Raw genomic sequence first — 25,700 nt, 5'->3', positions numbered from 1 at the left:
GCGCCCCGGACGCGAGCGGCGAAGCCGTCAAACAGCGGGGACTATCTCCCTTCCACCCATGACCATTTGAGTCCACCTCCCTATATTGGCGCCTGATTCCCGAATCAGGCAGCTCATGCGCGTTTTCAGCGTTCCAGTCTCAGTTCCCTTCCTGCGCACCGTCGTCTCAAGCCTGCTCGACGGCCGGCTGGTCGACGGCTTTGAGGCGCGCAAGGAACCTGCACGGCTGGCGGACGCCACGTTGTACCTGCCGACAAGGCGCGCCATGCGAATCGTCCGCGAGATCTTCCTCGACGAGTTGAAGGCGGATGCCGTCGTGCTGCCGCGCATCGTCGCGCTCGGCGACATCGACGAGGATGAACTCGCTTTCGCCGATGAGGGCGAACAGTTTTCCGGCGCAACGCCGCTCGACATTCCGCCGCGCCTCGGCGAACTCGAACGGCGGCTGACACTGGCGCAGCTGGTCGCGGCCTGGTCCAAGGGCCCAGTGCTGTCTCCGCTGGTCGTCGGCGGCCCCGCTTCGACTCTGGCGCTGGCCTCCGATCTCGCGCGGTTGATCGACGATATGGTCACGCGCGGCGTCGACTGGAGCGCACTCGATGGCCTCGTGCCTGATATGCTCGACCGGTACTGGCAGCACTCGCTTGAATTTTTGCGCATCGCGCGCATCGCCTGGCCCGGTCATCTCGCCGAAATCAAACGCATCGAGCCCGCTGCCCGCCGCGACCTCCTGATCGATGCCGAAGCCAAGCGGCTGACCGCGCATCACCATGGCCCCGTGATCGCGGCCGGTTCGACCGGCTCGATGCCGGCCACGGCAAGATTTCTCCACGCAGTCGCCTTGCTGCCGCGTGGCGCCGTGGTGCTGCCCGGCCTGGACACCGATCTCGACGACGATGCCTGGCGCAGCATCGGCGGCGTACGCGACTCGCTCGGCAAATTCGCGGAGCATCCGGTCTCGAACCATCCGCAATATGCCATGCACGCGCTGCTCGATCGCTTTGGCATCAAGCGCAGCGACGTCGATATCCTCCAGCCTCCGGCGGAAGGCGGCCGCGATCTGCTCGCCTCCGAATCGATGCGGCCATCGGCCAAGACCGAGATTTGGCACGACCGCCTGAAGCAGCCGGATGTGGCCGCGAAGATCACCGGCGGCATGAACAATCTCGCAGTGGTCGAAGCCCCCAATCCCGAGATGGAAGCCCTCGCCATCGCGATTGCGATGCGTGAGGCGCGGCATCTCGACAAATCCGCCGCGCTTGTCACGCCCGACCGCGCACTGGCGCGGCGGGTGATGGCCGCGCTGACCCGGTGGGACCTCGCGTTCGACGATTCCGGCGGCGACGTCTTGATGGAGACGTCCGCCGGCGTCTTTGCGCGGCTCACAGCGGAGGCTGCGACCAAGGGATTGGAGCCGCCGACGCTGTTGGCGATGCTGAAGCATCCGCTGTGCCGGCTGGGCCGCGCACCTGGCGCGTGGAGGGCGGCGATCGAAGGCCTGGAGCTTGCGGTCTTGCGCGGCACGCGACCGCCTGCAGGCACTGCCGGCCTGCTGCGTGAATTCAATCGCTTCCGCGAGGAGCTGGCAAAGCTGTGGCGCAGCGAGGTCTCCGCGCTGCATAAGGCCGAGCCGCGCGCGCGCCTCAAAGCGGAAGACCTCGATCGCATCCAGGCGCTGATCGATGCTCTGCGGATAGCATTGGCGCCGATCGAGAGCCTGGCGTCAGCGAAGGCGTTCGACTTCGCCGAGCTCGCACATCGCCACCGCGAGATCATGATCGAGCTGTCGCGCGACGAGCAGGGCATTTCCCTGGCCTTCGAGGACCGCGAGGGCCTCGCACTCGCGAGCGCCTTCGACGATCTCCTGCGCGGCGGCACGACCAGCGGACTGATGGTGACGCTGCCCGACTACGCAGACGTCTTCCAGACCGCATTTGGCGATCGCGCGGTGCGGCGGCGAGATAAGCCCGGCGCGCGGCTCCAGATCTACGGCCCGCTGGAATCGCGCCTGATGCAGGCCGACCGAATCATCGTCGGCGGACTGATCGAGGGCGTCTGGCCGCCGGCGCCGCGCATCGATCCCTGGCTCAGCCGACCGATGCGGCACCAGCTCGGCCTCGATCTGCCTGAGCGCCGTATCGGCCTCTCCGCCCATGATTTTGCGCAGCTGCTCGGCGGCGACGAGGTCATCCTCACCCACTCCGCAAAGGCCGGCGGCGCGCCCGCGGTGGCTTCGCGCTTCCTGCACCGGTTGGAGGCGGTCGCGGGCGACGCGCACTGGAAGGCAGCAATTCGCGCGGGCGAGAAATACGTGCAGTTTGCAGCCACGCTGGACCAGCCTGACGAAGTCAAGCCGATCAAGCAGCCCGAGCCGCGACCGCCGCGTGCGACCCGGCCGCTCAGGATGTCTGTGACTGCGATCGAGGACTGGCTGCGCGATCCCTATACGATCTACGCAAAACACATTTTGCGGCTGGACGCACTCGATCCCGTCGACATGCCGCTGTCGGCCGCCGACCGCGGCTCGGCGATCCACGATGCACTCGGCGAGTTCACGGAACGCTACGCCACGAATCTGCCCGACGATCCCGCGCGCGTGCTGCGCGTGATCGGTGAAAAGTACTTTGCACCGCTGATGGAACGTCCCGAGGCGCGCGCGCTATGGTGGCCACGTTTCCAGCGCATCGCCCGCTGGTTCGGCGAATGGGAGACGGCGCGTCGCGACGTGATCGAGGCCATCACCGCGGAGACCCGTGGCGAGATTTCGATCGCGCTCGACAGTACGCGCAGCTTCAAGCTGTCCGCGCGCGCCGACCGCATCGAGCGGCGCCAGGGCGGCGGCTATGCCATCCTCGACTACAAGACCGGCCAGCCGCCGACCGGCAAGCAGGTCCGGATGGGCCTGTCGCCGCAGCTCACGCTGGAAGCCGCGATCCTGCGCGAGGGCGGTTTTCCCGATATCGATGCCGGCGCGTCCGTGAGCCAGCTCGTCTATGTGCGCCTGAGCGGCAACAATCCGCCGGGCGAGGAGCGCATCCTCGAGCTCAAATATAGGCAAGGCGACGAGCCGCAGCCGCCTGATACGGCTGCTGCCGAAGCACGGGCCAAGCTGGAGGCGCTGATCCGCGCCTTCGATGACGAGAGCCAGCCCTACACCTCGCTGAACCTGCCGATGTGGACGAACCGCTACGGCACTTATGACGACTTAGCCCGGATCAAGGAATGGTCCGCGGCCGGCGGATTGGGAATCGAGGAATGGTGAAGTTGCCGCGTCCCATTCCTGATGAGGTGCGCGCGCGGCAGGCACGCGCGTCCGATCCGACTGCGTCGGCGTTCGTGTCGGCCAATGCCGGCTCGGGCAAGACGCATGTGCTGGTGCAGCGGGTGATCCGCCTGCTCCTCTCTGGCGTGCCGCCGGAAAAGATCCTCTGCATCACCTTCACCAAGGCGGCTGCCGCCAACATGGCCGAGCGCGTGTTCACTACGCTCGGGCATTGGGTGACGCTCGACGACCCGGCACTCGACGCGGCGATCAAGGCGGTCGGCATCCCGCATCCCAATTCAAAGTTGCGCCGCGAAGCGCGAAAACTGTTCGCCTGCGCGCTGGAGACGCCCGGCGGACTGAAGGTGCAGACCATCCACGCGCTGTGCACCCGCCTGCTCCAGCAGTTTCCGTTCGAGGCCAACGTGCCCGCGCGCTTCGCGGTGATCGACGATCGCGACCAGACCGACATGATGGAGCGCGCCAATCTGAAGGTACTGCTGGAGGCCGCGCGCGATCCTGACAGCGTCACCGGCCGCGCGCTGCTGACTGCGATGGCGAGCGCCGCCGATGTCACCTTCAAGGAGGTCGTGCGCGAGGCTTGTCTGAGCCGCGACCATTTCATGGCCTGGACCGACGAGGCCGGCAACGCTGAGCTGGCAGCCGAGCAGATGGCGGCGGCGCTGGGCGTGGACGCCAGCGATCGCATCGAGGATGTCGAAACGGAGATACTCGACGGTCCGTTTCTGCCGCGATCGCGCTGGGATGACATCGCTTTTGCACTGAAGGACGGCAGCAAATCCGACAACGACCAGTCCGGTCGGCTCCGCGAAGCAAAAGTCTTTTCCGGCGGCGCGCAGGTCGATGCCTATCTCGGCGTCTTCCTCACCGACGACAAATTGCCGCGCAAGGCGGTGCTGACCAAGAAGTTTTGCGATCACAACCCGTCCGTCGCCCGCCTGTTCGAGAGCGAGGCGCAGCGCCTCAGCGGATTGGTCGAGAAGCGCCGCGCGGTGACCATGCGCGACCGCACCGCGGCCCTGTTGCATATCGCGACCGCCGCCGCCGCGAACTACCGCCGCGAGAAGCAGGAGCGCGGGCTGCTCGACTACGACGATTTGATCGACAAGACGCTGGCGATGCTGGACCGCGTCTCCTCGGGCTGGGTGCATTACAAGCTCGACCGCGGCGTCGATCACGTGCTGATCGACGAAGCCCAGGACACCAGCCCGCGGCAATGGGACATCGTCGCGCACATCATCTCCGAGTTCACCGCAGGTGAAGGTGCCCGCGAGGGACTGAACCGCACCGTCTTTGCGGTCGGCGACGAGAAGCAGTCGATCTTCTCGTTCCAGGGAGCTGACCCGCATGAATTCGACGCGCGCCGGCGCGAGCTGGACCGCAAGTTCACCGCCGCCGGATTGAAGTTCGATCCGGTCGCCTTCACCTATTCGTTCCGCTCGGGTGCTGCGATCCTGCATTCGGTCGACCACGTCTTCCGCGAGCCTGCGATCTACAAGAGCATCCATTCGCTCGAGACCGGTCATCCCCTGCACAATGCCCTCGGCGATGCAGGCCCGAGCGTGATCGAGTTGTGGGACCTCGCGGAAGCCGATGACAGGCAGGAGATCGAGGGCTGGCGCGCGCCGTTCGACGGCGTCGCCGCCACCAGCCCCGAGGTCAAGCTTGCGCGCCGGATCCAGACCGAGATCAAGCGGCTGGTCGAGAGCGGCACGCTGACGGGCCACGAGGGCGAGCGGCGGCCCCTGCGCTTTGGCGACATGCTGATCCTGGTGCGCCGGCGCGGCAATGCGTTCGACGCCGTGATCCAGGCGCTGAAGCACGCCAACGTTCCGGTTGCCGGCGCTGACCGGCTGAAGCTCACCGAGCACATCGGCATCATCGATTTGATGAACCTCGCCGATGCGCTGCTGCTGCCGCAGGACGATCTCGCGCTCGCGGTCGCGCTGAAGAGCCCGCTGTTCGGGCTCGATGACGACGAACTGTTCCAGCTTGCCTGGGATCGCAAGGGATCCTTGCGCCGCGCGCTCGCCGAGCATGCAGGCACAAGCGAGAAATTCGCTGCGGTGTTGCGACGCCTCGAAGCCTGCGAAATGCGTGCGCGCGAGGAAACGCCGTTCGCCTTTTACGCCTGGCTGCTCGGGGGCGACGGCGGCCGGGCGCGCATGCTGCGCCGGCTCGGCCACGAGGCCAACGACGCCCTCGACGAATTTCTGGAGCTGGCGCTGAACTACGAGCGCAAAGCGCCGGCCTCGCTGCAGGGTTTCATGGCCTGGCTGCGCTCGGCCGACACTGAGGTGAAGCGCGACATGGAGATCTCGCGCGACGAGGTACGGGTGATGACCGTGCACGGCGCCAAGGGCCTGGAAGCCTCCGTCGTGTTCATGGTCGACACCACATCGTCGCCCGCGGACTCGCAGCGGGTCCGGTTGATTCACATGCCGCGCGGCAATGGCGGCGAGGTCGTGGTGTGGGCCGGCCGCAAGGCGGACGATCCCAAGCCCGTCGCCGACGCACGCAAGGCGATGATCGAGGAGACCGAGGACGAATACCGCCGCCTGCTCTACGTCGCGATGACGCGCGCCGCCGACCGGCTGATCGTCGGCGGCTGCTTGCCCGGCAACATGAAGACGGTTCGCAAGCTGAGCTGGTACGACCTGGTCGACACCGGGCTCGCCGGCTCGGGCCTGGACAAGCAGACAATCGAGACGCCGCTCGGCAAGGTGACGCGGTTCGCGCGGCCCGGGGATGCCGAGGCACTGGGCACGCCGGCGACGTCCGTGGACCAGAGGACCGCGCTCCCGGACTGGCTGCAGACGCCGGCGCCGCGCGAGACCATCGATGACGATCCGGTCCGTCCCTCCGGCCAGTCCGCCGAGGAAGGCCGCGCGGTGCGGTCAAGTGAATCGGTGCAGTCCCGCGCGCTCGCGCTGCAACGCGGCACGCTGGTGCACCGGCTGCTGCAATCACTCCCCGACATCGCCAGCGATCGCCGGCGCGAGGCCGCGCTCGGCTTCATGGCGCGCAATGCCTCGGACTGGGCGGAGGCTGACCGCGCCGCTCTGGCCGACAAGGTGCTCGCCCTCATCACTGAGCCGCGCTTCGCGCCGGTCTTTGCCGCGGGCAGCCGGGCGGAGGTCGCCATCGTCGGCAGACTGGAGCGGCCGGGCCGCACCCCGGCGCTGGTGTCGGGGCAGATCGACCGGCTGGTCGTTCGTCCGGATGAGGTTTTGATCGTCGATTTCAAGACCAACCAGGCGGCGCCCATCAGCGCCGCTGAGGTGCCCGCGACCTATGTCCGGCAGCTTGCGCTGTATCGGGCGGTGCTATCGCGGCTTTATCCCCAAAAGCCTGTTCGAGCCGTCCTGCTCTGGACCGAGGCCCTTGAATATATGGAGATTTCAGCCCCCGCGCTGGACGCGGCGCTGGCATCCCTTCATCTCCGTGTGAGCGTCCTTGACCCGGCAAGGAGCCGTTCATAGGTTGACGGCATGATCTCGGGTGCGATTCCCGTCGCGTCCTTCTCTCAGGTACGAGGTATTCCCATGGCCGTTGGCAAAGTTTCTGACACCGATTTCGAAGCCGAAGTGCTCAAGGCGGACGGTCCGGTGGTTGTCGATTTCTGGGCTGAATGGTGCGGTCCCTGCCGCATGATCGCACCCGCGCTCGACGAGATCTCCGGCGCGATGGGCGACAAGGTCAAGATCGTGAAGCTCAACGTCGATGAGAGCCCGAAGACCGCGTCGAAGTATGGCGTGATGTCGATCCCTACCCTGATGATCTTCAAGGGCGGCGAGATGGCTTCCCGCCAGGTCGGCGCAGCGCCGAAGGCAAAGCTGCAGCAGTGGATCACCTCCGCGGTCTGATCCGCCTCGCACAAGATTATTTTTTGGAAACGGCCGGCGAAAGTCGGCCGTTTTGCGTTGATGGGACATGTCCAGCGTATGACGAGTCCCAGCCCCTTGCCTGCGGCCCCTGCAAAGCGCGCACGAAAATCGACATCTCTCGTTGCGATGGAGGCGAAGTCCGTCGATGCGATCCCGCGCGGCAAGGAGTGGCAATACGAGCCGAAATGGGATGGCTTCCGTTGCCTGCTATCGCGCAATGGCGGCAGCATTGATTTGCGCTCGAAATCCGGCGAGGACCTCGCGCGCTACTTCCCCGAGATCGTCGCCGCGGCACTGAAGCTGAAGGCGGATTGCTTCACGCTCGACGGCGAGATTGTCGTGCCGCACGGCAAAAGCTTTTCTTTCGACGCGCTGCTGCAGCGCATTCACCCCGCTTCAAGCCGCGTGAACAAGCTCTCTCAGGACACGCCGGCACTTTATCTCGTCTTCGATCTGCTTGCGACGGCTGGCGAGAAGCAGCTTGCCAAAGAGCCGCTCGGCGAGCGGCGGCCGGCGCTGGAAGCGTTTGCGAAAGCCAACCTGAAAGCCAGCATCTTCCGCCTCTCACCGGCGGCGACAAGCTACGCCACCGCGCAAAAATGGCTGGCGCAATCCGGCGGCGGCTCGGACGGCGTCATCGCCAAGCGCATCGACCTGCCTTACCAGGCGGGAAATCGCGACGGCATGCAGAAGATCAAGAAATTCCGGAGCGCCGATTGTGTCGTCGGCGGCTTCCGCTATGCCACCAACAAGCTCGCCGGCCGGAGCGTGGTCGGCTCGCTGCTGCTCGGACTCTACGATGACGAAGGTCTGCTTCACCATGTCGGCTTCACCTCGGCGATCAAGGCGACAGAAAGGCCTGCTCTGACCGATCGGCTGGAAGCGCTGATCGGCGAGCCGGGCTTCACCGGTAACGCGCCGGGCGGGCCGAGCCGCTGGTCCACGGAGCGCTCGGCAAAATGGTGTCCGCTCAAGCCGAAGCTCGTGATCGAGGTCTGCTACGACCATTTCAGCGGCGAGCGCTTTCGCCACGGCACCTCGATCCTGCGCTGGCGCCCCGACAAGGCACCGCGGCAATGCAGCTTCGAGCAGCTGAAGCAGAAGGTGGCGGATCCGATGAAGTTGCTTGGATGACGATCGCTCTCGTGCCCCGGACGCAGCCCAGCGCTTCTTCAGCGGTGCGCTGCAGAGCCGGGGCCCACCGCCTGCTGGGTCCCGGCTCTGCGTCGCGTCATTTCATGCCGCGCCGCGTCCGGGACACGAGCGGGGCTATCTAATCCATCCCGTCGCCAGCGCGTTCGCCAACTCCGGCTGGCCGTTGCGACGCGCCAGCGCGGCCATCGTGTCGTGATCGTACGCGACGTGACGAAACGTCATCTGCCAGGCGCCATCGATGCGCTCGGCGATCGCATAGCGCGCATGCGGTGTGCCGGCTTCGACGACATGCGGGAACGGATGCTTGTCGCGATAACCGGGACTGCCGACGCTGCCGGGATTGACGATCAGCCTTCCGTCGCGAAGCCGTACGGCGCGGGCAAGATGGGTGTGGGCGCAAAGGATCAATGATTGCGCGATGCCTTGCGCAAACTGCTCGATGCGATCGAGCGGCGACAGCGCCACCGCGCCGTCGGGATGCACGGTATCGAGCCAGTAGACCTCGTCATTGCCGGGCGTCGCGTGGCAGAGGAAAACCTGATCGCGGAACACCCGCGTCATCGGCTGGGCGCGCAGCCAGTCGAGCTGCGTGCCATCCAGCTGCGCATGGGCGGGGCGATCCCATGAACCCATCTTCTCCGGGGGACGGTCGAGCAGATAGCGGTCGTGATTGCCGAGCACGTGTACGGCATCGAGCTTCATCAGGATCTCGATCGTGCGGCGCGCGTCGAGCGGCCCGCTCAGCATGTCGCCGAGATTGACGATCTCGGCGATGCCCTGCGCGCGAATGTCGGCGAGCACTGCCTCCAGCGCGAGATAGTTTCCGTGGACGTCGGCAATCGCGGCAAAACGCATGTTGGTCACCGCAACCCTTATGCAGGAGGCGTGCCGTTGAGCCCCAGCACGTGGCCGGCGAGATAGAGCGAGCCGGTGATCAGGATGCGCGGCGGCACTTCGTAGGCGAGCTTCGCCAATGCGCGCAGTGCGGCCTCGATACCCGGCGCGGGCTCGACACGCATGCCGAGGCTGCGCGCGGCATCCGCGAGGATGTCGACCGGCATCGCGTTATCGGTGTCGGGAATCGGCACCGCGATGATATGACGGGTCAGACCGGCGAAATTGGCCAGAAACGCTCGCGCGTCCTTGTTGGCCATCATGCCGGCGATGACGACCAGCGGTCGCGACACCCGCTCCTCGAGATCGCCGAGCGCTGCCGCCGCGACGCGGCCGCCCTCGGCATTGTGCCCACCATCGAGCCAGATCTCCGATCCTTGCGGCCCCCAGGAGAGCAACTCGCCGGACGTAATGCGCTGCATCCGCGCCGGCCATTCGGCGCCGACGATGCCCGCTTCGAAGGCCGCCTGGTTGATCTTGAAGGCGTTGGTGGCCCGCAGCGTCGCAATCGCGAGGCCGGCATTGTCGAACTGGTGGCGGCCGAACAGGCGCGGCGCCGTCAGATCCATCAAACCGCGATCGTCGGAATAGACCAGCCGCCCGTGCTCGACATTGACGTGCCAGCTCTCGCCCGCGGCAAACAACGGCGCGCACATGCGCTTGGCCTGCGCCTCGATCACCGCCATCGCCTCGCCCGACTGCTCGGCGCAGATGACGGGCACGCCCCGCTTGATGATCGCGGCCTTCTCGCCGGCGATCGAGGTCAAGGTGTCACCGAGGAAATCCATGTGGTCCATGCTGACAGGCGTGATCACGCAGGCCGCTGGTGTATCGATAACGTTGGTCGAATCGAGCCGGCCGCCGAGGCCGACTTCGAGCAGCACGACATCGGCCGGCTTCTGCGCGAACAGAAGAAACGCAGCCGCAGTCTTGAGCTCGAACACGGTGGCGGCTTCGCCGGCATTGACCCGCTCGACCTCTTCCAGCGCCGCGCGCAATTCGTCGTCACCGACCAGCACGCCGCCGCCAACGCGGCCGAGCCGGAAGCATTCGTTGATGCGAACGAGATAGGGCGAGGTGTAGGCGTGGACGCGGAGGCCCGCGGCCTCCAGCGTCGCGCGCAGATAAGCGAGCGTCGAGCCCTTGCCGTTGGTGCCGGCGATATGGATCACCGGCGGCAGCTTGCTTTCAGGATGACCGAGCCGCTCGAGCAGGCGGTGCATCCGCTCCAGCCCGAGATCGATGCGCTTCTGATGCAGGACCGACAGCCGCGCGATCAAGTCGCCGAGCGACGGCTTTGCGCTGTCGGAGGAAGTGTTCACGCGTGCGGCGCGGCCGGCGCCGTCTCGGGAGCCGATACGATCTGCGCCGGGCTGACGACCGGCTGCACCGGTTTCGAGGCGCTCTCCAGCGCCGGCGCCCTGGTCAACAGCCGGCAGAGCCGCGCCAGGGTCGGGCGCAATTCGTGGCGGTGCACGACCATGTCGACCATGCCGTGCTCCTTGAGGTATTCGGCGCGCTGAAAACCCTCGGGGAGCTTTTCGCGAATGGTCTGCTCGATCACGCGCGCGCCGGCAAAACCGATCAGCGCACCGGGCTCGGCGATCTGCACGTCGCCGAGCATTGCATAGGACGCAGTGACGCCGCCGGTGGTCGGGTTGGTCAGCACGACGATGTAAGGCTGTTTTGCCTCACGCAGCATCTGCACCGCGACGGTGGTACGCGGCATCTGCATCAGCGACAGGATGCCTTCCTGCATGCGCGCGCCGCCTGACGCTGCGAACACGATGAACGGCGACTTCTTCTCGACCGCAAGCTCGAGCCCGCGCACGATGGCTTCGCCCGCGGCCATGCCGAGCGAGCCGCCCATGAAATCGAAATCCTGCACGGCGACGACGACGGCGGCGCCTTCGAGCTTGCCGTACCCGACCTTGATCGCGTCGTTCAGATTGGTCCGCGCGCGTGCATCCTTGATGCGATCGACGTATTTCTTCTCGTCGCGGAATTTGAGCGGATCGGGCGTGACGTCAGGCAGCGCGACGTCGTACCAGGTCTCGTTGTCGAAAATCGACTTCAGACGCGCCACCGAGTTCATGCGCATGTGGTAGTTCGAGCCGGGGATGACGAACTGGTTGGCCTCGACGTCCTTGTAGAACACGAGCTGTCCGGAATCCGGGCACTTGATCCACAAATTCTCCGGCGTCTCCCGCCGCAGCATGTTGCGGATCTTCGGCCGGACCACATTGGTAAGCCAGTTCATGGTTTGCTCCGATGTGCGACCCGCCTTGCGGATCGCCTGAAGGGATATATGGCGGCCGGGCCCCGGCCCGGCAAGCCGCCGTGTCGCCCGCCCGAAAAGCGGAATTGTGGCCTATTCCGCCGCCTGTTGCGCGCCCTTGACGCCCTGGGCCAGGGCCGCCGTCAACTCGGCGACGGCGTTAACGGTTTTGCCGGTGGCGCGCCCGTCCGCATCGAGGCTGTTCTTGAGGGCGTCGATCAGCGCGGTGCCGACCACGGCGCCATTGGCATGGGACGCAATGGCGCGGGCGTTCTCCGGCGTGCGAATGCCGAAGCCGACGCAGACCGGCAGCTTGGTGTGCCGCTTGATACGGGTAACCGCCTCGCTCACGGAGGAGGCGTCAGCCGCCGCCGCGCCTGTGATGCCGGTGATCGCGACGTAATAGACAAAGCCCGAGGTGTTGGCGAGCACCGCCGGCAGGCGCTTGTCGTCCGTGGTCGGCGTCGCCAGGCGGATGAAGTTGAGGCCGGCCTTCATCGCGGGCAGGCAGAGCTCATCGTCCTCTTCCGGCGGCAAGTCGACGATGATGAGGCCGTCGATGCCGGCGGCTTTCGCATCACCTAAGAATTTGTCGACGCCATAGATGTAGATCGGGTTGTAATAGCCCATCAGCACGATCGGCGTGGCGTTGTCGTCCTTGCGGAAGCCGCGCACGAGATCGAGCGTCTTCTTCAGCGTCATGCCGACCTTGAGCGCGCGAAGGCCGGCGGCCTGGATCGACGGGCCGTCGGCCATCGGATCGGTAAAGGGCATGCCGAGTTCGATCACATCGGCGCCCGCCTTCGGCAGCGCCTTGATGATCTCGAGCGAGGTCGCCGGATCGGGATCGCCGGCCATCACGAAGGTGACGAAGGCCGCGCGGCCGGCTTTTTTCAACTCGGCGAAACGGGTGTCGATACGCGTGGTCACTTGCTCTTGCCCCTCAGGATGTCGCCGACCTGCGGGACGTCCTTGTCGCCGCGGCCGGAGAGGTTGACGACCATCAGGTGATCTTTTGCCCGCTTCGGCGCGAGCTCCATCACCTTGGCGATGGCATGTGCCGGCTCGAGCGCGGGGATGATGCCTTCCAGTTTTGACAACAACTGGAACGCTGCGAGCGCCTCGTCGTCGGTCGCGGAGAGATAGTTCACGCGGCCGATCTCGTGCAGCCAGGAATGCTCGGGGCCGATGCCGGGATAGTCGAGGCCGGCCGAGATCGAATGCGCGTCCTGGATCTGGCCGTCGGCATCCATCAGGAGATAGGTGCGGTTGCCGTGCAGCACGCCGGGACGGCCGCCCGCGATCGAGGCGGCATGCAGTTGCGTCAGCCCGTGGCCGGCGGCTTCGACGCCGAAGATTTGGACGGTGGAATCGTCGAGGAACGGATGAAACAGGCCCATCGCGTTGGAGCCGCCGCCGATGCAGGCGACCAGCGAATCCGGTAGGCGGCCTTCGATCTCCTGCATCTGCGCCTTGGTCTCGTTGCCGATGATCGACTGGAAGTCGCGCACCAGCGTCGGATAGGGATGCGGACCGGCGACAGTGCCGATGCAGTAGAAGGTATCGTGCACGTTGGTGACCCAGTCGCGCAGCGCCTCGTTCATGGCGTCCTTCAGCGTGCGCGTGCCCGACTGCACCGGGATCACCTTGGCGCCCAGCATTTCCATGCGGATGACATTGGGTTGCTGCCGCTCGACGTCGACGGCGCCCATATAGACGACGCAGTCGAGACCGAAGCGCGCGCACAGCGTCGCAGTGGCGACACCGTGCTGGCCGGCGCCGGTCTCGGCGATGATGCGCTTCTTGCCCATGCGCCGCGCCAGCATGATCTGGCCGAGCACGTTGTTCACCTTGTGGGAGCCGGTGTGGTTGAGCTCTTCACGCTTGAGGTAGATTTTTGCGCCGCCGAGATGTTCGGTCAGACGCTCGGCGAAATAAAGCGGCGAGGGCCGGCCGACATAATTCTTGAGATAGCCGTTCATCTCGGACTGGAAGGCCGGATCGGCCTTGGCCTCGGTGTAGGCCTTCTCCAGATCGAGGATCAGCGGCATCAGGGTTTCGGCGACGAAGCGTCCGCCGAAAATGCCGAAATGGCCGCGCTCGTCGGGCCCGCTACGATAGGAATTGGGTTTTACGCTATTCATCGGACGCTCAACTTTTGACTTGCATCTTGGCTTGCGCGCGCAGCGCGAATGAAGGCTTTGATCATCTCGGGGTCCTTCACGCCCGGTGCGCTCTCGACACCGGAGGAGACGTCGACACCGCCGGCGCGGGTGACGCGAAGGGCTTCGGCGACGTTCCCTGGATGTAGCCCGCCCGAAACCATATACGGCAGCGCGAGCTCAAGGTTTTCGAGCAGGCGCCAATCGAACGGCGCACCCAGGCCACCGGGCCGGGTCGCGTCTTTCGGCGCGCGTGCGTCGAATAGGATGCGATCGGCGACCGCGAGGTAGCCAGGCAGCACGGCGAGATCGGCTGATGTTGCGACCGGCACGACCTTCATCACCGGGCGACCGAACCGCTGCTTGATGTCGCGCAGCCGCGCCACGCTCTCCTTGCCGTGAAGCTGGAAAATGTCCGGCGACAGCGCGTCCATGATGTTGTCGAGCGTCGCGTCGTCGGCGTCGACGGTGAGCGCGAGCTTGAGCGCGCGCCGTTTCACCTGCCGGCCGAGGTCCCGCCCCGCCTCCAGCGACAAATGCCGCGGCGACGGCGGGAAGAACACGAACCCCACCATGTCGGCACCCGCGTCGAGCGCCGTTTCGAGCGTCTCGGGCGTGGACAGGCCGCAGATTTTGACGAGCAGGGACATGTTTTCCAAGGATATGGGCTCAAAGCAAATGGAGGCCGCGGGCCGGCGGCCGGAAAACAGGGTTGTCGGTTGCGGCCGCTTCTACAACCTCGCGCGCTGCTTGTCTCGCCCGACCGGCCCGTAAAGGCCCACCCCGAAGGGAACGGGGAGGCGCTGGGACTCGGGCCTTGCTGCGGCCGCCTGGGCCCGCAGATCGGCCAGTTCGCCCCGTGCGGCCCGGGCCTCCGCCTCATTCCGGCGCGCCGCACGCCGCCAGTGCCGCTGGCCGAACCAGACGGCACAGCCGCCTGCGAAGACCCCGAGCGCAGCCACCACGATCAGAAGCAGGAACAGCGGCAGCGTGACCGAGAATGACGGATCGTTGGAAACGAAGGGATCGAACGAGACCGTGACGAATTGCCGGTTGGCGACGGCAAAGACCATCAGGATCAGGCCCAGCGGAATCACGATCAGCGCGGTCAGGAACTTTCGCATCTCGCTTCGCTCGCCTTGAATCAAGCTTGCGGCCCCATCGCTCGCGACCGCGGGAAACCCTGACGTCGGCCTCAGTCTGGCGCGCCTGGATCCGGATGGTCGCGATTCAACCGTTCGCGCATTTCCTTGCCGGTCTTGAAGAACGGAACGCTCTTCTGGTCGACGGGCACATGGGCGCCGGTGCGCGGATTGCGCCCTGCGCGTGCAGGGCGATGCTTGACCGAGAAGGCACCGAAGCCGCGCAACTCGACGCGGTCACCGCGCGCGAGAGCCGCTACGATCTCTTCGAGAATCGCATTCACAATGTTCTCGACATCCCGCTGGTACAGATGCGGGTTGTGCTCGGCGATACGCTGAACAAGTTCGGATTTGATCATTGAGAGATAGGACCCGGGAGCGTGCGGATGACCATTTCCGTGAAAATACCGTGATCTGTCAAGACGCTAAATGAAGATTGAGCGTCGTGAAAATGCGTGACAAATGCCGAAAAAGCGGGCTGGCCCGGCACGCGTCGAACGGGAAAAGCTTCTGGGGCTCGCCCGGCGCCGGTCAGTTCGACGCCGCCGGCTGCCACAAGGCCAGCATTCCATCCATTCCGATCCGATCGACCGCCTGAGCGACGCCGGTTTGTCCGATTTGATGCGCAATCGAGCCTAAACCCAGCGCTTCCAGCGTCACTGCGGCCGCAGTCTTGAGGAACGGCAGATCGCCGAAGCGCGGCTGCAACTTGTAATCGCGCACGGAGAGCCCCTTCTTGACGCCCTTCTGCTCGACCAGCCAGGTCACGGCGGTCTTCTCGTCGCCGATCTGGTCGATCAGCTTGAGATCGATCGCCTGGCGTCCGGTGAAGACACGGCCATCAACCACTTTCTCGAGCTGCGTGTCATCCATGCCACGCCGTTCCTTCACCAGGCCCTTGAACCAGGCATAGGAGTCCTTCACCAGCGCATCGAGCGCAGCCCGCGCCTCGGGGCTGGTCGGCTCAAAACCGTTGGGCGCGGCCTTCAACGGCGTGGATTTCACCTCCTCGACCTTGACGCCGACGGTTTTCAGCAGCTCCGAGAAGTTTGGAAACTGGAACAGCACGCCGATCGAGCCGACCAGCGAGCTCTGCTGGGCGATGATGTGGTCGCTGGCGATTGCGGTGATGTAGCCGCCGGACGCCGCAAGCCCTTCGACCACGACGACGAGAGGCTTCTTTGCCTTCAGACTCACAAGCGAATCATAGAGCTGCTCGGAGCCGGCGGTGGTGCCGCCCGGCGAGTTGATGTGGATGATGACGGCGGCAGCCTGCGAATTCTCCAGCCGCTCCAGCGCCTGCGTGCGATCGGAATCGCTGCGGATCAGGCCCTCGATCTGGACCCGCGCGATCGAGCCGGCGGACGCGAACGTGCCGCGCGCACCTGGTGTCGCCACCAGCGCGAAGCCTGCAATCGCCGCGATCGCGATCAGCGCGGCCATCACGCGCCAGAACGTCAGCTTGCGGCGGATCCTGCGGCGATCGACGATGATGTCCGAATCGAGCGACATCGGAATATCTCCAAAATGAAGGGCCAAGCGCGTTGTGCCGTCACAGCATGACCATTGGCTTATCTGGATACATCAATTGCGGCGCAATTTGAAGTAAACAAGGCCTGGCTCGGCGGAGGCCGCGTAGCCGGGCGCACACAAAAAAGCCCCGGCTTGCGCCGGGGCTTTGATGCAGCGAAACGTACGTTTCGCTTATTTGGTGTCGCGGTTCTTGAGCGCGGTGCCGAGGATGTCGCCGAGCGTCGCTCCCGAATCGGAGGAGCCGTATTGCGCGATGGCTTCCTTCTCTTCGGCGACTTCGAGCGCCTTGATCGACACCTGGACCTTGCGGGCCTTCTTGTCGAACTGGATCACGCGGGCATCGACCTTCTCGCCGACGGCGAAACGTTCGGTGCGCTGATCGTTGCGGTCACGGGCGAGCTCCGAGCGCTTCACGAAAGTGGCGAAGTCGGTACCGATGATCTTCACCTCGATGCCGCCCTCCTTCACTTCGAGCACTTCGCAGGTCACGACCGCGCCCTTCTTGACATCGCCCGGCTCGGCGAAGGGGTCGCCTTCGAGCTGCTTGATGCCGAGCGAGATACGTTCCTTCTCGACGTCCACATCGAGCACCACGGCCTTCACCATGTCGCCCTTCTTGTAGTTGTCGATCACCTGCTCGCCCGGAACCTTCCAGTCGAGGTCGGAGAGATGGACCATGCCGTCGACGTCGCCCTCGAGGCCCAGGAACAGACCGAACTCGGTCTTGTTCTTGACCTCGCCCTCGACCGTCGAACCGGTCGGGTGACCTTCGACGAAGACCTCCCACGGGTTGCGCATGGTCTGCTTGAGGCCGAGCGAGATGCGGCGCTTGACGGAATCGACTTCCAGCACCTGCACTTCGACTTCCTGCGAGGTCGAAACGATCTTGCCGGGGTGCATGTTCTTCTTGGTCCACGACATCTCGGAGACGTGGATCAGGCCTTCGATGCCCGGCTCGAGCTCGACGAACGCACCGTAGTCGGTGATGTTGGTGACGCGGCCGGTGAAGCGAGACCCCAGCGGGTACTTGGCTTCGATGCCCTGCCACGGATCGTCCAGCAGCTGCTTCATGCCCAGCGAGATGCGGTGCGTCTCGTGGTTGATCTTGATGATCTTGACCTTCACGGTCTGGCCGATCGAGAGCACCTCGGTCGGATGATTGACGCGGCGCCACGCGATATCGGTGACGTGCAGCAGGCCGTCGATGCCGCCGAGATCAACGAACGCACCGTAATCGGTGATGTTCTTGACCACGCCGTCGATGACCTGACCCTCTTCGAGGTTCTGCACCAGCTCCTGGCGCTGCTCGGCGCGGGTCTCTTCGAGAACCGTGCGGCGGGACACGACGATGTTGCCGCGGCGGCGGTCCATCTTGAGGATCTGGAACGGCTGCGAGTTGTTCATCAGCGGCGCAACGTCGCGGATCGGACGGATATCGACCTGCGAACGCGGCAGGAAGGCCACGGCACCGTCGAGGTCGACGGTGAAGCCGCCCTTAACCTGGTTGAAGATGACGCCGTTGACCTTCTCGTTGTTCTGGAAAGCCTTCTCGAGCTTGCCCCAGCTCTCTTCGCGGCGCGCTTTGTCGCGCGACAGCACGGCTTCGCCGAGGGCGTTCTCGATGCGATCGAGGAACACTTCCACCTCGTCGCCGACCTTGAGTTCGCTCTCACGGCCGGGGCCGGAAAATTCGCGCAGGGCGACGCGGCCCTCGGTCTTCAGGCCGACGTCGATGACGGCCATGTCCTTTTCGATTGCAACAACCTTGCCCTTGATGACGGAGCTTTCCTGCAGGTTGCCACCTGCGAAGGACTCGTCGAGCATCGCGGCGAAATCGTCGCGCGACGGGCTATAGGTATCAGCAGAAGTCGAAGCCATTTGTTCTCCAGTTGCGGGTGTCGTGCCGGCCGTTGGGTTCATGGGCGCATCGTACGCGCAGTGTCGGAAGGTCCGCAGAACCTTCGAGCGACCGCTCGTTGCCCCGGCCTGGCACCGGAACAGCGGAAGCGGGCCGGCTGAGGCCCGCGCATTCGATACGTGGAAATCGTTGTCCGGAGCCTGATCGCGTCGGTCCCGAACAGGGACCGAAGTATCGACCTCAAAGAGCGGGAGCGGGCGCTTCCTCCAATGACGGCAGCGGCTTAACCCCGCGACCGGCCCGCTCGGACGGCCTCGATAATGTCGATGGCGGCCCGGACGCCGCCTTCTATATCCAGTTGGGAGTTATCTAGCAAGTAAGCATCCGCGGCCGGCTTTAACGGCGCAATCGGCCGGTTCTTGTCGCGCTCGTCGCGCTGGATGATGTCGGCGAGCACGGCCGCCTCGTCGGCCTCCTCGCCCCGCGCCTTGGCCTCCATGGTCCGGCGGCGGGCGCGCACCATGGGGTCGGCGACGACGAAGATCTTCACGTCGGCATGGGGGCAGATCACGGTTCCAATATCCCGCCCATCGAGCACGGCGCCGGGCGGATCGGCAGCGAATTGCCGCTGAAAACCGACCAGGGCCTCGCGGACTTTGGGGATCGCCGAGACGATGGAAGCGCCCTCGCCGGCCTTCTGGGTCTTCAGGGCGGGATTGCCGAACTTTTCGGGATCGAGTTCCAACGCTGCCGCGACCGCCGCCGCCTCGTCCCTGAGATCATGCCCGGACTGAATCAGCGAATAGGCCACCGCGCGATAGATCACGCCGGTATCGAGGTGACGGTAGCCGTAATGGTGGGCAAGACGCTTGCCGAGCGTGCCCTTGCCCGACGCCGCGGGCCCGTCGATGGCGATGATCATGAAAATTCGGCCCCAAGCGAACGCATCATCGGAATGAAATCCGGGAAACTGGTGGCGATGAAGGCGGTGTCGTCGATGGTCACGGGCTGGTCGGACGCGCAGCCCATCACCAGCGCGGACATGGCGATGCGATGATCCATGTGGGTGGCGACGAGGCCGCCGCCGGGGACGTGGCCGCGGCCTTCGACGATCAGGTCGTCGCCGGAGACCTCGACCTTCACGCCGTTGACGCGGAGCATGGCGGCGGTGGCTTCGAGACGATCGGATTCCTTGACGCGCAGCTCCTGGAGGCCGCGCATGATGGTCGTGCCCTCGGCGAAGGCGGCCGCCACCGCCAGCACCAGATATTCGTCGATCATCGCGGGCGCGCGCTCCGGCGGCACCACAACACCACGCAGTTTCGAAGCGCGCACGCGCAGCTTCGCCATCGGCTCGCCGGCGTCGCCACGCACCCCGCTCTCCTCGATCGAGGCACCCATCTCGCGCAGCGTCGTGAACAGGCCCGTCCGCAGCGGATTGGTCATGACGTCGGACAGGACGACATCGGAGCCTTCGACGATCAGCGCAGCAACAATGGGAAACGCCGCCGATGAGGGATCGGCGGGCACGACGACATTGGCGCCATGCAGCTCAGGTTGACCGACGAGCGTGATACGGCGGCCGTGCTGGCCCTCCTGCGCGGAGGTGATGTCGGCGCCAAAGTGCTTCAGCATCAGCTCGGTATGGTCGCGGCTGGCCTCGGTCTCGATGACCGTGGTGGTGCCCGGCGCGGCCAGGCCCGCGAGCAGCACGGCGGATTTGATCTGGGCCGAGGCGACCGGGGTCTTGTAGGTGATCGGCAGCGGATCGCGCGCGCCCTGGACGGTCAGCGGCAGACGGCCGCCCTCGCCACCGGAGACGACCTTCGCGCCCATCTTTTCCAATGGGTCCAGGATCCGGCGCATGGGCCGGCTGCGCAGCGAGGCATCGCCGTCGAACACCGCCGAGATCGGGCAGCCGGCGACGGCGCCCATGACCAGCCGGCAGCCGGTGCCGGAGTTGCCGAAATCCAGCGGCGCCTTGGGCTCGGCGAAGCCGGCAACACCCACGCCGTTCACCGTCCAGGTGAAATCACCTATGCGCTCGACCCGGGCGCCGAGCGCTTCCATGGCTTTTGCGGTGTTGAGGACGTCCTCGCCCTCAAGGAGGCCCGAGATCCTGGTCTCTCCAACCGCGAGCGCGCCCAGGATGAGGGCGCGGTGGGAGATCGACTTGTCCCCAGGCACCCGTACTTTTCCGGTCAGGGGGCCGCTGGCGCGCGACTGAAGCGGCGTCGGCTTGTCGGAATGGGTCAAGATTGTGTCCTTGGATGTGCCCTCTGGGCTCGCGGGCAGGTACCACATGGTCTCTCCGCCGTCACGGGCATGTCGTTCTCCCGTAATGCGCTATTGACAGCGGGCCGCCAACTAGCCAAGTGAAACACCGCTTTTCAGACATTTCCAGGATTCCTCTGCCGTGGCCAAGTCCGAACTCGGAACCAAACGTATTTGCCCAACCACGGGCAAGAAGTTCTATGACCTCAACAAGAGTCCGGTGATCTCGCCGTACACCGGTGAGGTCGTGCCGATCGCGCCCGTGGCGCCGGCTCGCGCGCCTCGCGGCGCCGAAGCCCGCCACGCGGCAGCAGCCGCCGACACCAAGCCGGAGCCGGCGGAAGTCGAGGAAGTCTCGCTCGAGGAGGCCGATGCCGAGGAGAACACCGGCAAGGTCAAGGCCGTCGTGCCCGAATCCGAGGACGACATCGAGGCCGACGAGACCATCGACGACGACGATGACGATGATTCGACCTTTATCGCCGACGACGAAGAGGGCGATGAGGACGTCACCGACATCATTGGTGATGTCACCGGTGATGAAGAGACTTGAGATAATCCCAGAACTGTGGTTCTGGGTCTTTCCCGACGCGTCACCCGCGGCGCGTCGGACGGTTAAGGGGCCATAGCTCAGCTGGGAGAGCGCTTGCATGGCATGCAAGAGGTCGGCGGTTCGATCCCGCCTGGCTCCACCACGCTTCGCCCTTCGGGCTACGCGTGGTGTCCGGCGAAGCCCGAAGGGCGAAGACGGACTGGTGACATTCCCACGCAGCGGCTGCCCAGGCGATAATCGTCAATGTGGTACGTCTACATCCTCCGCAGCATCGAATTTCCCGAGCAGGAATACGTTGGGGCCACGGAAAATCTGAAGCGGCGGATTCCAGAGCACAATGCTGGCAAATCCACCCACACCGCCAAGTTTAAGCCTTGGAAGCTGATCTGGTACTGCGCCTTCCCTGACAAGTACAAAGCGCTCGCTTTTGAAGCGTACCTGAAGTCTCACTCCGGCCGAGCATTCACGAAGAAGCGGCTGTCCTAAGCACGTAAACCTAACCCTACTCCCCGATCACCGCATTGAGCCGGTCGCGCAGCGCGACGATCTCGTCCTTCATCGTGACCAGTTCCGAGACCGAGCAGTCCGACGCTGCCAGGATCGATTGCGGCACGGCGCGCGCCTTGTCCTTCAAGGCGTGGCCCTGCGCCGTTAGCGCGATCAGGACCTGACGTTCGTCCTCGCGCGAGCGCGTGCGCTTGACGAGGTGGGCGGCTTCGAGTCGCTTGAGCAGCGGCGTCAGCGTGCCCGAATCCAGGAACAGCTTTTCGCCGATGTCCTTCACCGGCACGTCGTCGCGCTCCCACAGCACCAGCATGACCAGATATTGCGGATAGGTCAGGCCGAGCCGGTCCAGCAGCGGCTTGTAGACGCGGTTGAAGGCATGCGCGGCCGAATAGACCGCGAAGCAGATCTGATTGTCGAGGCGCAGCGGCTGATCCGCTGCCGATGATTTCCGGGGCATAGAGAATCTCACGAGACTTGCTCCATTCTGGGGCCGGCCGGCGGCACATTCAATTGCGAACAATTAAATGTGAGGCACCATAATTTCAATTGCGCGCAATCTAATTGCCTGCGATAAAGATTGCACCAGCGAAAACCCAGGGAGACCAAAAATGTCCGTGAATGTGCTCTACAAGACCAGCGCAAAAGCCACCGGCGGCCGCGACGGCCATGCTGCGACCCTCGACGGCGCGCTCGACGTCAAGCTCACCACGCCGAAGGAGCTCGGCGGCGGCGGCGGCGAAGGCAACAATCCCGAGCAGCTGTTTGCGGCCGGCTATGCCGCCTGCTTCATCGGCGCGATGAAATTCGTGGCCTCGCAGGGCGGACCGAAGGTTCCGGCCGACGCCTCGGTGACCTCGACCGTCGGTATCGGCCCGCGCGCCGCTGGCGGCTTCGGTCTCGACATCGACCTTGCCGTATCGCTGCCGGGCCTTGCCCGTGCCGAAGCTGAGGCACTGGTCGAGAAGGCTCATCAGGTGTGCCCCTATTCCAACGCAACGCGCGGCAATGTCGACGTCCGCCTGACGGTCGTCTGATCGTAGATTGGATTGGCTGGCCCGGGATTCTCCTCGGGCCGGCCGCTTCCGTTTGATTTGCCATTCGGCGGGATGGCGCAGCCGCGGCGCATGCGGCCCCCCGCAACAAGCCATTGCTGGCTCAGACGAACCTCGCTAGGCCTGTGATCAATATCGACACAGGGGAAGCAAAGGCATGACTGAAGCCGCCAGTTCCGGAGCTGCCACGGGCGCAATGAGCGGCCTGCGCGTCATCGATCTCACGCGCGTGCTCGGCGGTCCCTATTGCACCCAGATCCTCGCCGACCACGGCGCCGACGTGATCAAGGTCGAGCCGCCCGCAGGCGACGAGGTGCGCGACTGGGGCCCTCCCTTCCACGAGGAAGACGCGGCCTATTTCATCGGCATCAACCGCAACAAGCGCTCGATCGGCCTCGACCTCGCCTCCGAGGGCGGCCGTCTCGTGCTGCTCAAGATGCTGGAGACCGCCGACGTCCTGATCGAGAACTTCAAGCCGGGCACGCTGGAGAAATGGGGCATCGGCAGCGAGGTGCTGCGCGAGAAATTCCCGCGCCTGGTGCACTGCCGGATCTGCGGCTTCGGCGCCGACGGCCCGCGCGGCGGCAATCCCGGCTATGACGCCATCATCCAGGCCATGACCGGCATGATCGCGGCGACCGGCTCGCCCGAAAGCGGACCGATGCGGATCGGCGTGCCGCTGGTCGACATCGGCACCGGCCTCTATGCGGCGATCGGCATCCTGATGGCGCTGTCGGAGCGGCAGCGCTCGGGCCAGGGCCAGTTCCTGGAGACGACGCTGTACGAGACCGGTCTCGCCATCATGCACCCGCACACCGCGAATTATTTCATGCATGGCAAGCCGCCGTCGCTGACCGGCAACGAGCATCCCAACCTCGTGCCTTACGCGATCTTCCCGACCAAGACCGACGACATCTTCATCGGCGTCGGCAATGACGGCACCTTCCGCAAGCTCGCCAAGGAGATCGGCAAGCCCGAGCTCGGCACCGATCCGCGCTTTGCCCGCAACAAGGACCGCATCGCCAATCGCGAAGCGCTGCGCGCCGAGCTTGCCGCCGTGTTCAGCCAGCACGAGGCCGAGCCGCTGTGCAATCGCCTGCTCGCCGCGGGCCTGCCCGCAGGCCCCGTGCAGAAGATCGACCAGGCGCTGACCAACCCGCACACCATCGCCCGCGGCGATATCATCGAGAAGGACTGGTACAAGGGCGTGGCGTCGCCGATCCGGCTTGATCGCAGCAAACCGAGCCTGCGCCGCCTGCCGCCGAAATTCAGCCAGCACTCGGCCGAGGTGCTGGGCGAGTTCGGCTACTCCAAATCCGAGATCGACGCGATGGTCGAGCAGGGCACGGTCTGCGGCCCCGAGCGCAAGCGCTGAGGCGTGACGCTATTGAACTGACAACGCGCCGCAAGGAAGGTGCGCTCCCTCGCTCGCTTGCGGGAGAGGGTTGGGGAGAGGGTGCCTCCGCAGTGAGACTCCCCAAGAGGAGAGAGCCCTCACCCGGCGCGTTGCGCCGACCTCTCCCGCAAGCGGGAGAGGTTGGAGCCCGCGGGCCGAGCGTCTGCCTCGCGCTATTCTGCTGACGACGCAGCGACCCAACCCATCACTCCCGAATGCTGCACCGCGAACGAAGAAACCTGCCCGCTGCGCATTCGCCTATTTGACAGCTTCCCTTTTCCAGCGCTTGCCGCTTTCGTTTCGGCCGCTTACACAGTCATGTGAACGTCATATGGCGCTGCTAGCGCAAGCGATCAATTTTTGACGGCCAAGGGAGGTTTACTTGATGGCTCTTCGACACTTTGGGGCGGCTGCCGCTGTTGCACTTACGGTTGGAATGTCGGCCTCGCCGGCCTTGGCCGCGACCGAAATCCAGTGGTGGCACGCGATGACCGGCGCCAACAACGACGTCATCGTCAAGCTCGCCACCGACTTCAACGCGGCGCAGAGCGACTACAAGGTGATCCCGACCTACAAGGGCAACTACGCCGACACGATGAACGCCGGCATCGCGGCCTTCCGCGCCGGCAACGCGCCCCACATCATGCAGGTCTTCGAAGTCGGCACCGCGACCATGATGGCGGCGACCGGCGCCGTGAAGCCCGTCTACAAGCTGATGGCCGAGGCCGGCGAGAAATTCGATCCCAAGGCCTATCTGCCCGCGATCAGCGGCTATTACTCGACCTCCAAGGGCGAGATGCTGTCGTTCCCCTTCAACTCGTCGTCGACCGTCATGTGGGTGAACCTCGACGAGCTCAAGAAGGTCGGCGTCGAGATCCCGAAGACCTGGCCCGAGACGTTCGCAGCCGCCAAGAAGCTCCACGACAACGGCCATCCGACCTGCGGCTTCTCCAACTCCTGGGTCACTTGGGTCAATCTCGAACAGCTCTCGGCCTGGCACAACGTGCCGCTCTCCAGCAAAGCCAACGGCCTCGACGGCTTCGACACCAAGCTCGAGTTCAACGGTCCGCTCCAGGTCAAGCATCTCGAGAAGCTGGTCGAGCTGCAAAAAGACAAGACTTACGACTACGCCGGTCGCACCAACACAGGCGAAGGCCGCTTCACTTCGGGTGAGTGCGCGATCTACCTGACCTCGTCGGCCTTCTTCGGCAACGTCAAGGCGCAGGCCAAGTTCAACTTCACGGCGGCGCCGATGCCGTATTATCCGGACGTCAAGGGCGCGCCGCAGAACTCGATCATCGGCGGCGCCTCGCTCTGGGTCATGGGCGGCAAGTCGGCCGACGAGTACAAGGGCATTGCGAAGTTCATGACATTCCTCTCTGACACCGACCGCCAGATCTACATCCACAAGGCCTCGGGCTATCTGCCGATCACCAAGGCGGCCTACGCCAAGGCGAAGGAAGAAGGTTTCTACAAGGACCAGCCCTACCTCGAGACCCCGCTGCTCGAGCTGACCAACAAGGAGCCGACCGAGAATTCGCGCGGTCTGCGCCTCGGCAACATGGTTCAGCTGCGTGACGTCTGGTCGGAAGAGATCGAGCAGGCGCTGGCTGGCAAGAAGACCGCCAAGCAGGCGCTCGATGCCGCCGTCGAGCGCGGCAACACGATGCTGCGTCAGTTCGAAAAGACCGCCGTCAAGTGAGGCGATGAGCGGCAGGTCGCGACC

22 protein-coding genes and 1 tRNA gene are annotated in these 25,700 nt (G+C 65.1%); 10 read left to right on the top strand and 13 right to left on the bottom strand.

What is annotated here, in order from left to right; translation table 11 throughout:
• The first annotated feature begins 115 nt into the window (after positions 1 to 115).
• From addB to ABIB06_RS17515, 4 genes are all read left to right on the top strand, one after another.
• Positions 116 to 3,262, top strand: a complete 3,147-nt coding sequence (addB, locus tag ABIB06_RS17530; RefSeq protein WP_354069158.1) for a double-strand break repair protein AddB — start codon at positions 116 to 118, stop codon at positions 3,260 to 3,262.
• Entirely contained in the window at positions 3,256 to 6,765 is a 3,510-nt protein-coding gene (gene addA, locus ABIB06_RS17525) for a double-strand break repair helicase AddA (protein WP_354048905.1), read from the top strand. The genes addB and addA overlap by 7 nt, the downstream gene beginning before the upstream one ends.
• Before the next feature lie 63 nt (positions 6,766 to 6,828).
• Positions 6,829 to 7,149 (top strand): thioredoxin, encoded by a 321-nt coding sequence (trxA, locus tag ABIB06_RS17520; protein WP_247352799.1) that lies wholly within the window; start codon positions 6,829 to 6,831, stop codon positions 7,147 to 7,149.
• Positions 7,150 to 7,296: 147 nt separating this feature from the next.
• Entirely contained in the window at positions 7,297 to 8,304 is a 1,008-nt protein-coding gene (locus ABIB06_RS17515) for an ATP-dependent DNA ligase (protein ID WP_247444679.1), read from the top strand.
• 135 nt (positions 8,305 to 8,439) lie between these two features.
• On the opposite strand, the gene ABIB06_RS17510 is transcribed toward ABIB06_RS17515, so the two are convergent.
• The 12 genes from ABIB06_RS17510 to aroA form a co-directional block, all read right to left on the bottom strand.
• Positions 8,440 to 9,180, bottom strand: a complete 741-nt coding sequence (locus tag ABIB06_RS17510) for a metallophosphoesterase family protein (RefSeq protein ID WP_354069156.1) — start codon at positions 9,178 to 9,180, stop codon at positions 8,440 to 8,442.
• Positions 9,181 to 9,197: 17 nt separating this feature from the next.
• The gene (locus ABIB06_RS17505) at positions 9,198 to 10,541 is read right to left on the bottom strand and encodes a bifunctional folylpolyglutamate synthase/dihydrofolate synthase (RefSeq protein ID WP_354048902.1); all 1,344 of its coding nucleotides are present in this window, start codon (positions 10,539 to 10,541) and stop codon (positions 9,198 to 9,200) included.
• A complete protein-coding gene (gene accD / locus ABIB06_RS17500; protein WP_247331492.1) occupies positions 10,538 to 11,479 on the bottom strand; it encodes an acetyl-CoA carboxylase, carboxyltransferase subunit beta in 942 nt (313 codons plus the stop codon). Before accD ends, ABIB06_RS17505 begins: the two co-directional genes overlap by 4 nt.
• 111 nt (positions 11,480 to 11,590) lie before the next feature.
• Positions 11,591 to 12,427: a tryptophan synthase subunit alpha gene (gene trpA, locus ABIB06_RS17495; protein WP_247444538.1), complete on the bottom strand. Its 837-nt coding sequence runs from the start codon at positions 12,425 to 12,427 to the stop codon at positions 11,591 to 11,593.
• A complete protein-coding gene (gene trpB / locus ABIB06_RS17490) occupies positions 12,424 to 13,641 on the bottom strand; it encodes a tryptophan synthase subunit beta (RefSeq protein WP_247444537.1) in 1,218 nt (405 codons plus the stop codon). Before trpB ends, trpA begins: the two co-directional genes overlap by 4 nt.
• Positions 13,638 to 14,309, bottom strand: a complete 672-nt coding sequence (locus tag ABIB06_RS17485) for a phosphoribosylanthranilate isomerase (protein ID WP_247352787.1) — start codon at positions 14,307 to 14,309, stop codon at positions 13,638 to 13,640. Before ABIB06_RS17485 ends, trpB begins: the two co-directional genes overlap by 4 nt.
• An 81-nt stretch (positions 14,310 to 14,390) precedes the next feature.
• Positions 14,391 to 14,783, bottom strand: coding sequence for a lipopolysaccharide assembly protein LapA domain-containing protein (locus ABIB06_RS17480; RefSeq protein WP_247352785.1), 393 nt, complete (start codon positions 14,781 to 14,783; stop codon positions 14,391 to 14,393).
• A gap of 71 nt (positions 14,784 to 14,854) precedes the next feature.
• On the bottom strand, positions 14,855 to 15,160 hold the full coding sequence (locus ABIB06_RS17475) for an integration host factor subunit beta (protein WP_007598410.1): 306 nt from the start codon (positions 15,158 to 15,160) through the stop codon (positions 14,855 to 14,857).
• Positions 15,161 to 15,332: 172 nt separating this feature from the next.
• Positions 15,333 to 16,313: a signal peptide peptidase SppA gene (gene sppA / locus ABIB06_RS17470; protein ID WP_354048900.1), complete on the bottom strand. Its 981-nt coding sequence runs from the start codon at positions 16,311 to 16,313 to the stop codon at positions 15,333 to 15,335.
• Positions 16,314 to 16,505: 192 nt separating this feature from the next.
• A complete protein-coding gene (rpsA, locus tag ABIB06_RS17465) occupies positions 16,506 to 18,212 on the bottom strand; it encodes a 30S ribosomal protein S1 (RefSeq protein WP_247352781.1) in 1,707 nt (568 codons plus the stop codon).
• A gap of 263 nt (positions 18,213 to 18,475) precedes the next feature.
• A complete protein-coding gene (cmk, locus tag ABIB06_RS17460) occupies positions 18,476 to 19,114 on the bottom strand; it encodes a (d)CMP kinase (protein WP_354048897.1) in 639 nt (212 codons plus the stop codon).
• Entirely contained in the window at positions 19,111 to 20,496 is a 1,386-nt protein-coding gene (aroA, locus tag ABIB06_RS17455) for a 3-phosphoshikimate 1-carboxyvinyltransferase (RefSeq protein WP_502916554.1), read from the bottom strand. Before aroA ends, cmk begins: the two co-directional genes overlap by 4 nt.
• A 112-nt stretch (positions 20,497 to 20,608) precedes the next feature.
• Here aroA and ABIB06_RS17450 point away from each other — a divergent pair, with 112 nt between their 5' ends.
• The 3 genes from ABIB06_RS17450 (at position 20,609) to ABIB06_RS17440 (ending at position 21,505) form a co-directional block, all read left to right on the top strand.
• Positions 20,609 to 21,019 (top strand): TIGR02300 family protein, encoded by a 411-nt coding sequence (locus tag ABIB06_RS17450; RefSeq protein ID WP_247352776.1) that lies wholly within the window; start codon positions 20,609 to 20,611, stop codon positions 21,017 to 21,019.
• Between the two features lie 66 nt (positions 21,020 to 21,085).
• A tRNA-Ala gene (locus ABIB06_RS17445) sits at positions 21,086 to 21,161 on the top strand.
• 101 nt (positions 21,162 to 21,262) lie between these two features.
• Positions 21,263 to 21,505 (top strand): GIY-YIG nuclease family protein, encoded by a 243-nt coding sequence (locus ABIB06_RS17440; RefSeq protein ID WP_247443153.1) that lies wholly within the window; start codon positions 21,263 to 21,265, stop codon positions 21,503 to 21,505.
• 16 nt (positions 21,506 to 21,521) lie between these two features.
• On the opposite strand, the gene ABIB06_RS17435 is transcribed toward ABIB06_RS17440, so the two are convergent.
• Entirely contained in the window at positions 21,522 to 21,983 is a 462-nt protein-coding gene (locus tag ABIB06_RS17435) for a MarR family winged helix-turn-helix transcriptional regulator (protein ID WP_247352774.1), read from the bottom strand.
• A gap of 151 nt (positions 21,984 to 22,134) precedes the next feature.
• Here ABIB06_RS17435 and ABIB06_RS17430 point away from each other — a divergent pair, with 151 nt between their 5' ends.
• The 3 genes from ABIB06_RS17430 (at position 22,135) to ugpB (ending at position 25,676) form a co-directional block, all read left to right on the top strand.
• Positions 22,135 to 22,560, top strand: coding sequence for an organic hydroperoxide resistance protein (locus ABIB06_RS17430; protein ID WP_247331467.1), 426 nt, complete (start codon positions 22,135 to 22,137; stop codon positions 22,558 to 22,560).
• A gap of 175 nt (positions 22,561 to 22,735) precedes the next feature.
• On the top strand, positions 22,736 to 23,953 hold the full coding sequence (locus ABIB06_RS17425) for a CaiB/BaiF CoA transferase family protein (protein ID WP_354048892.1): 1,218 nt from the start codon (positions 22,736 to 22,738) through the stop codon (positions 23,951 to 23,953).
• Positions 23,954 to 24,359: 406 nt separating this feature from the next.
• Entirely contained in the window at positions 24,360 to 25,676 is a 1,317-nt protein-coding gene (ugpB, locus tag ABIB06_RS17420) for a sn-glycerol-3-phosphate ABC transporter substrate-binding protein UgpB (RefSeq protein ID WP_354048890.1), read from the top strand.
• Positions 25,677 to 25,700: the final 24 nt, after the last annotated feature.

The organism is Bradyrhizobium sp. LB8.2, from assembly GCF_040548035.1.
Taxonomy (GTDB): domain Bacteria; phylum Pseudomonadota; class Alphaproteobacteria; order Rhizobiales; family Xanthobacteraceae; genus Bradyrhizobium.
Note: the sequence above shows the minus strand (reverse complement) of the source record. Positions and strands in the feature narration are given on the sequence as shown.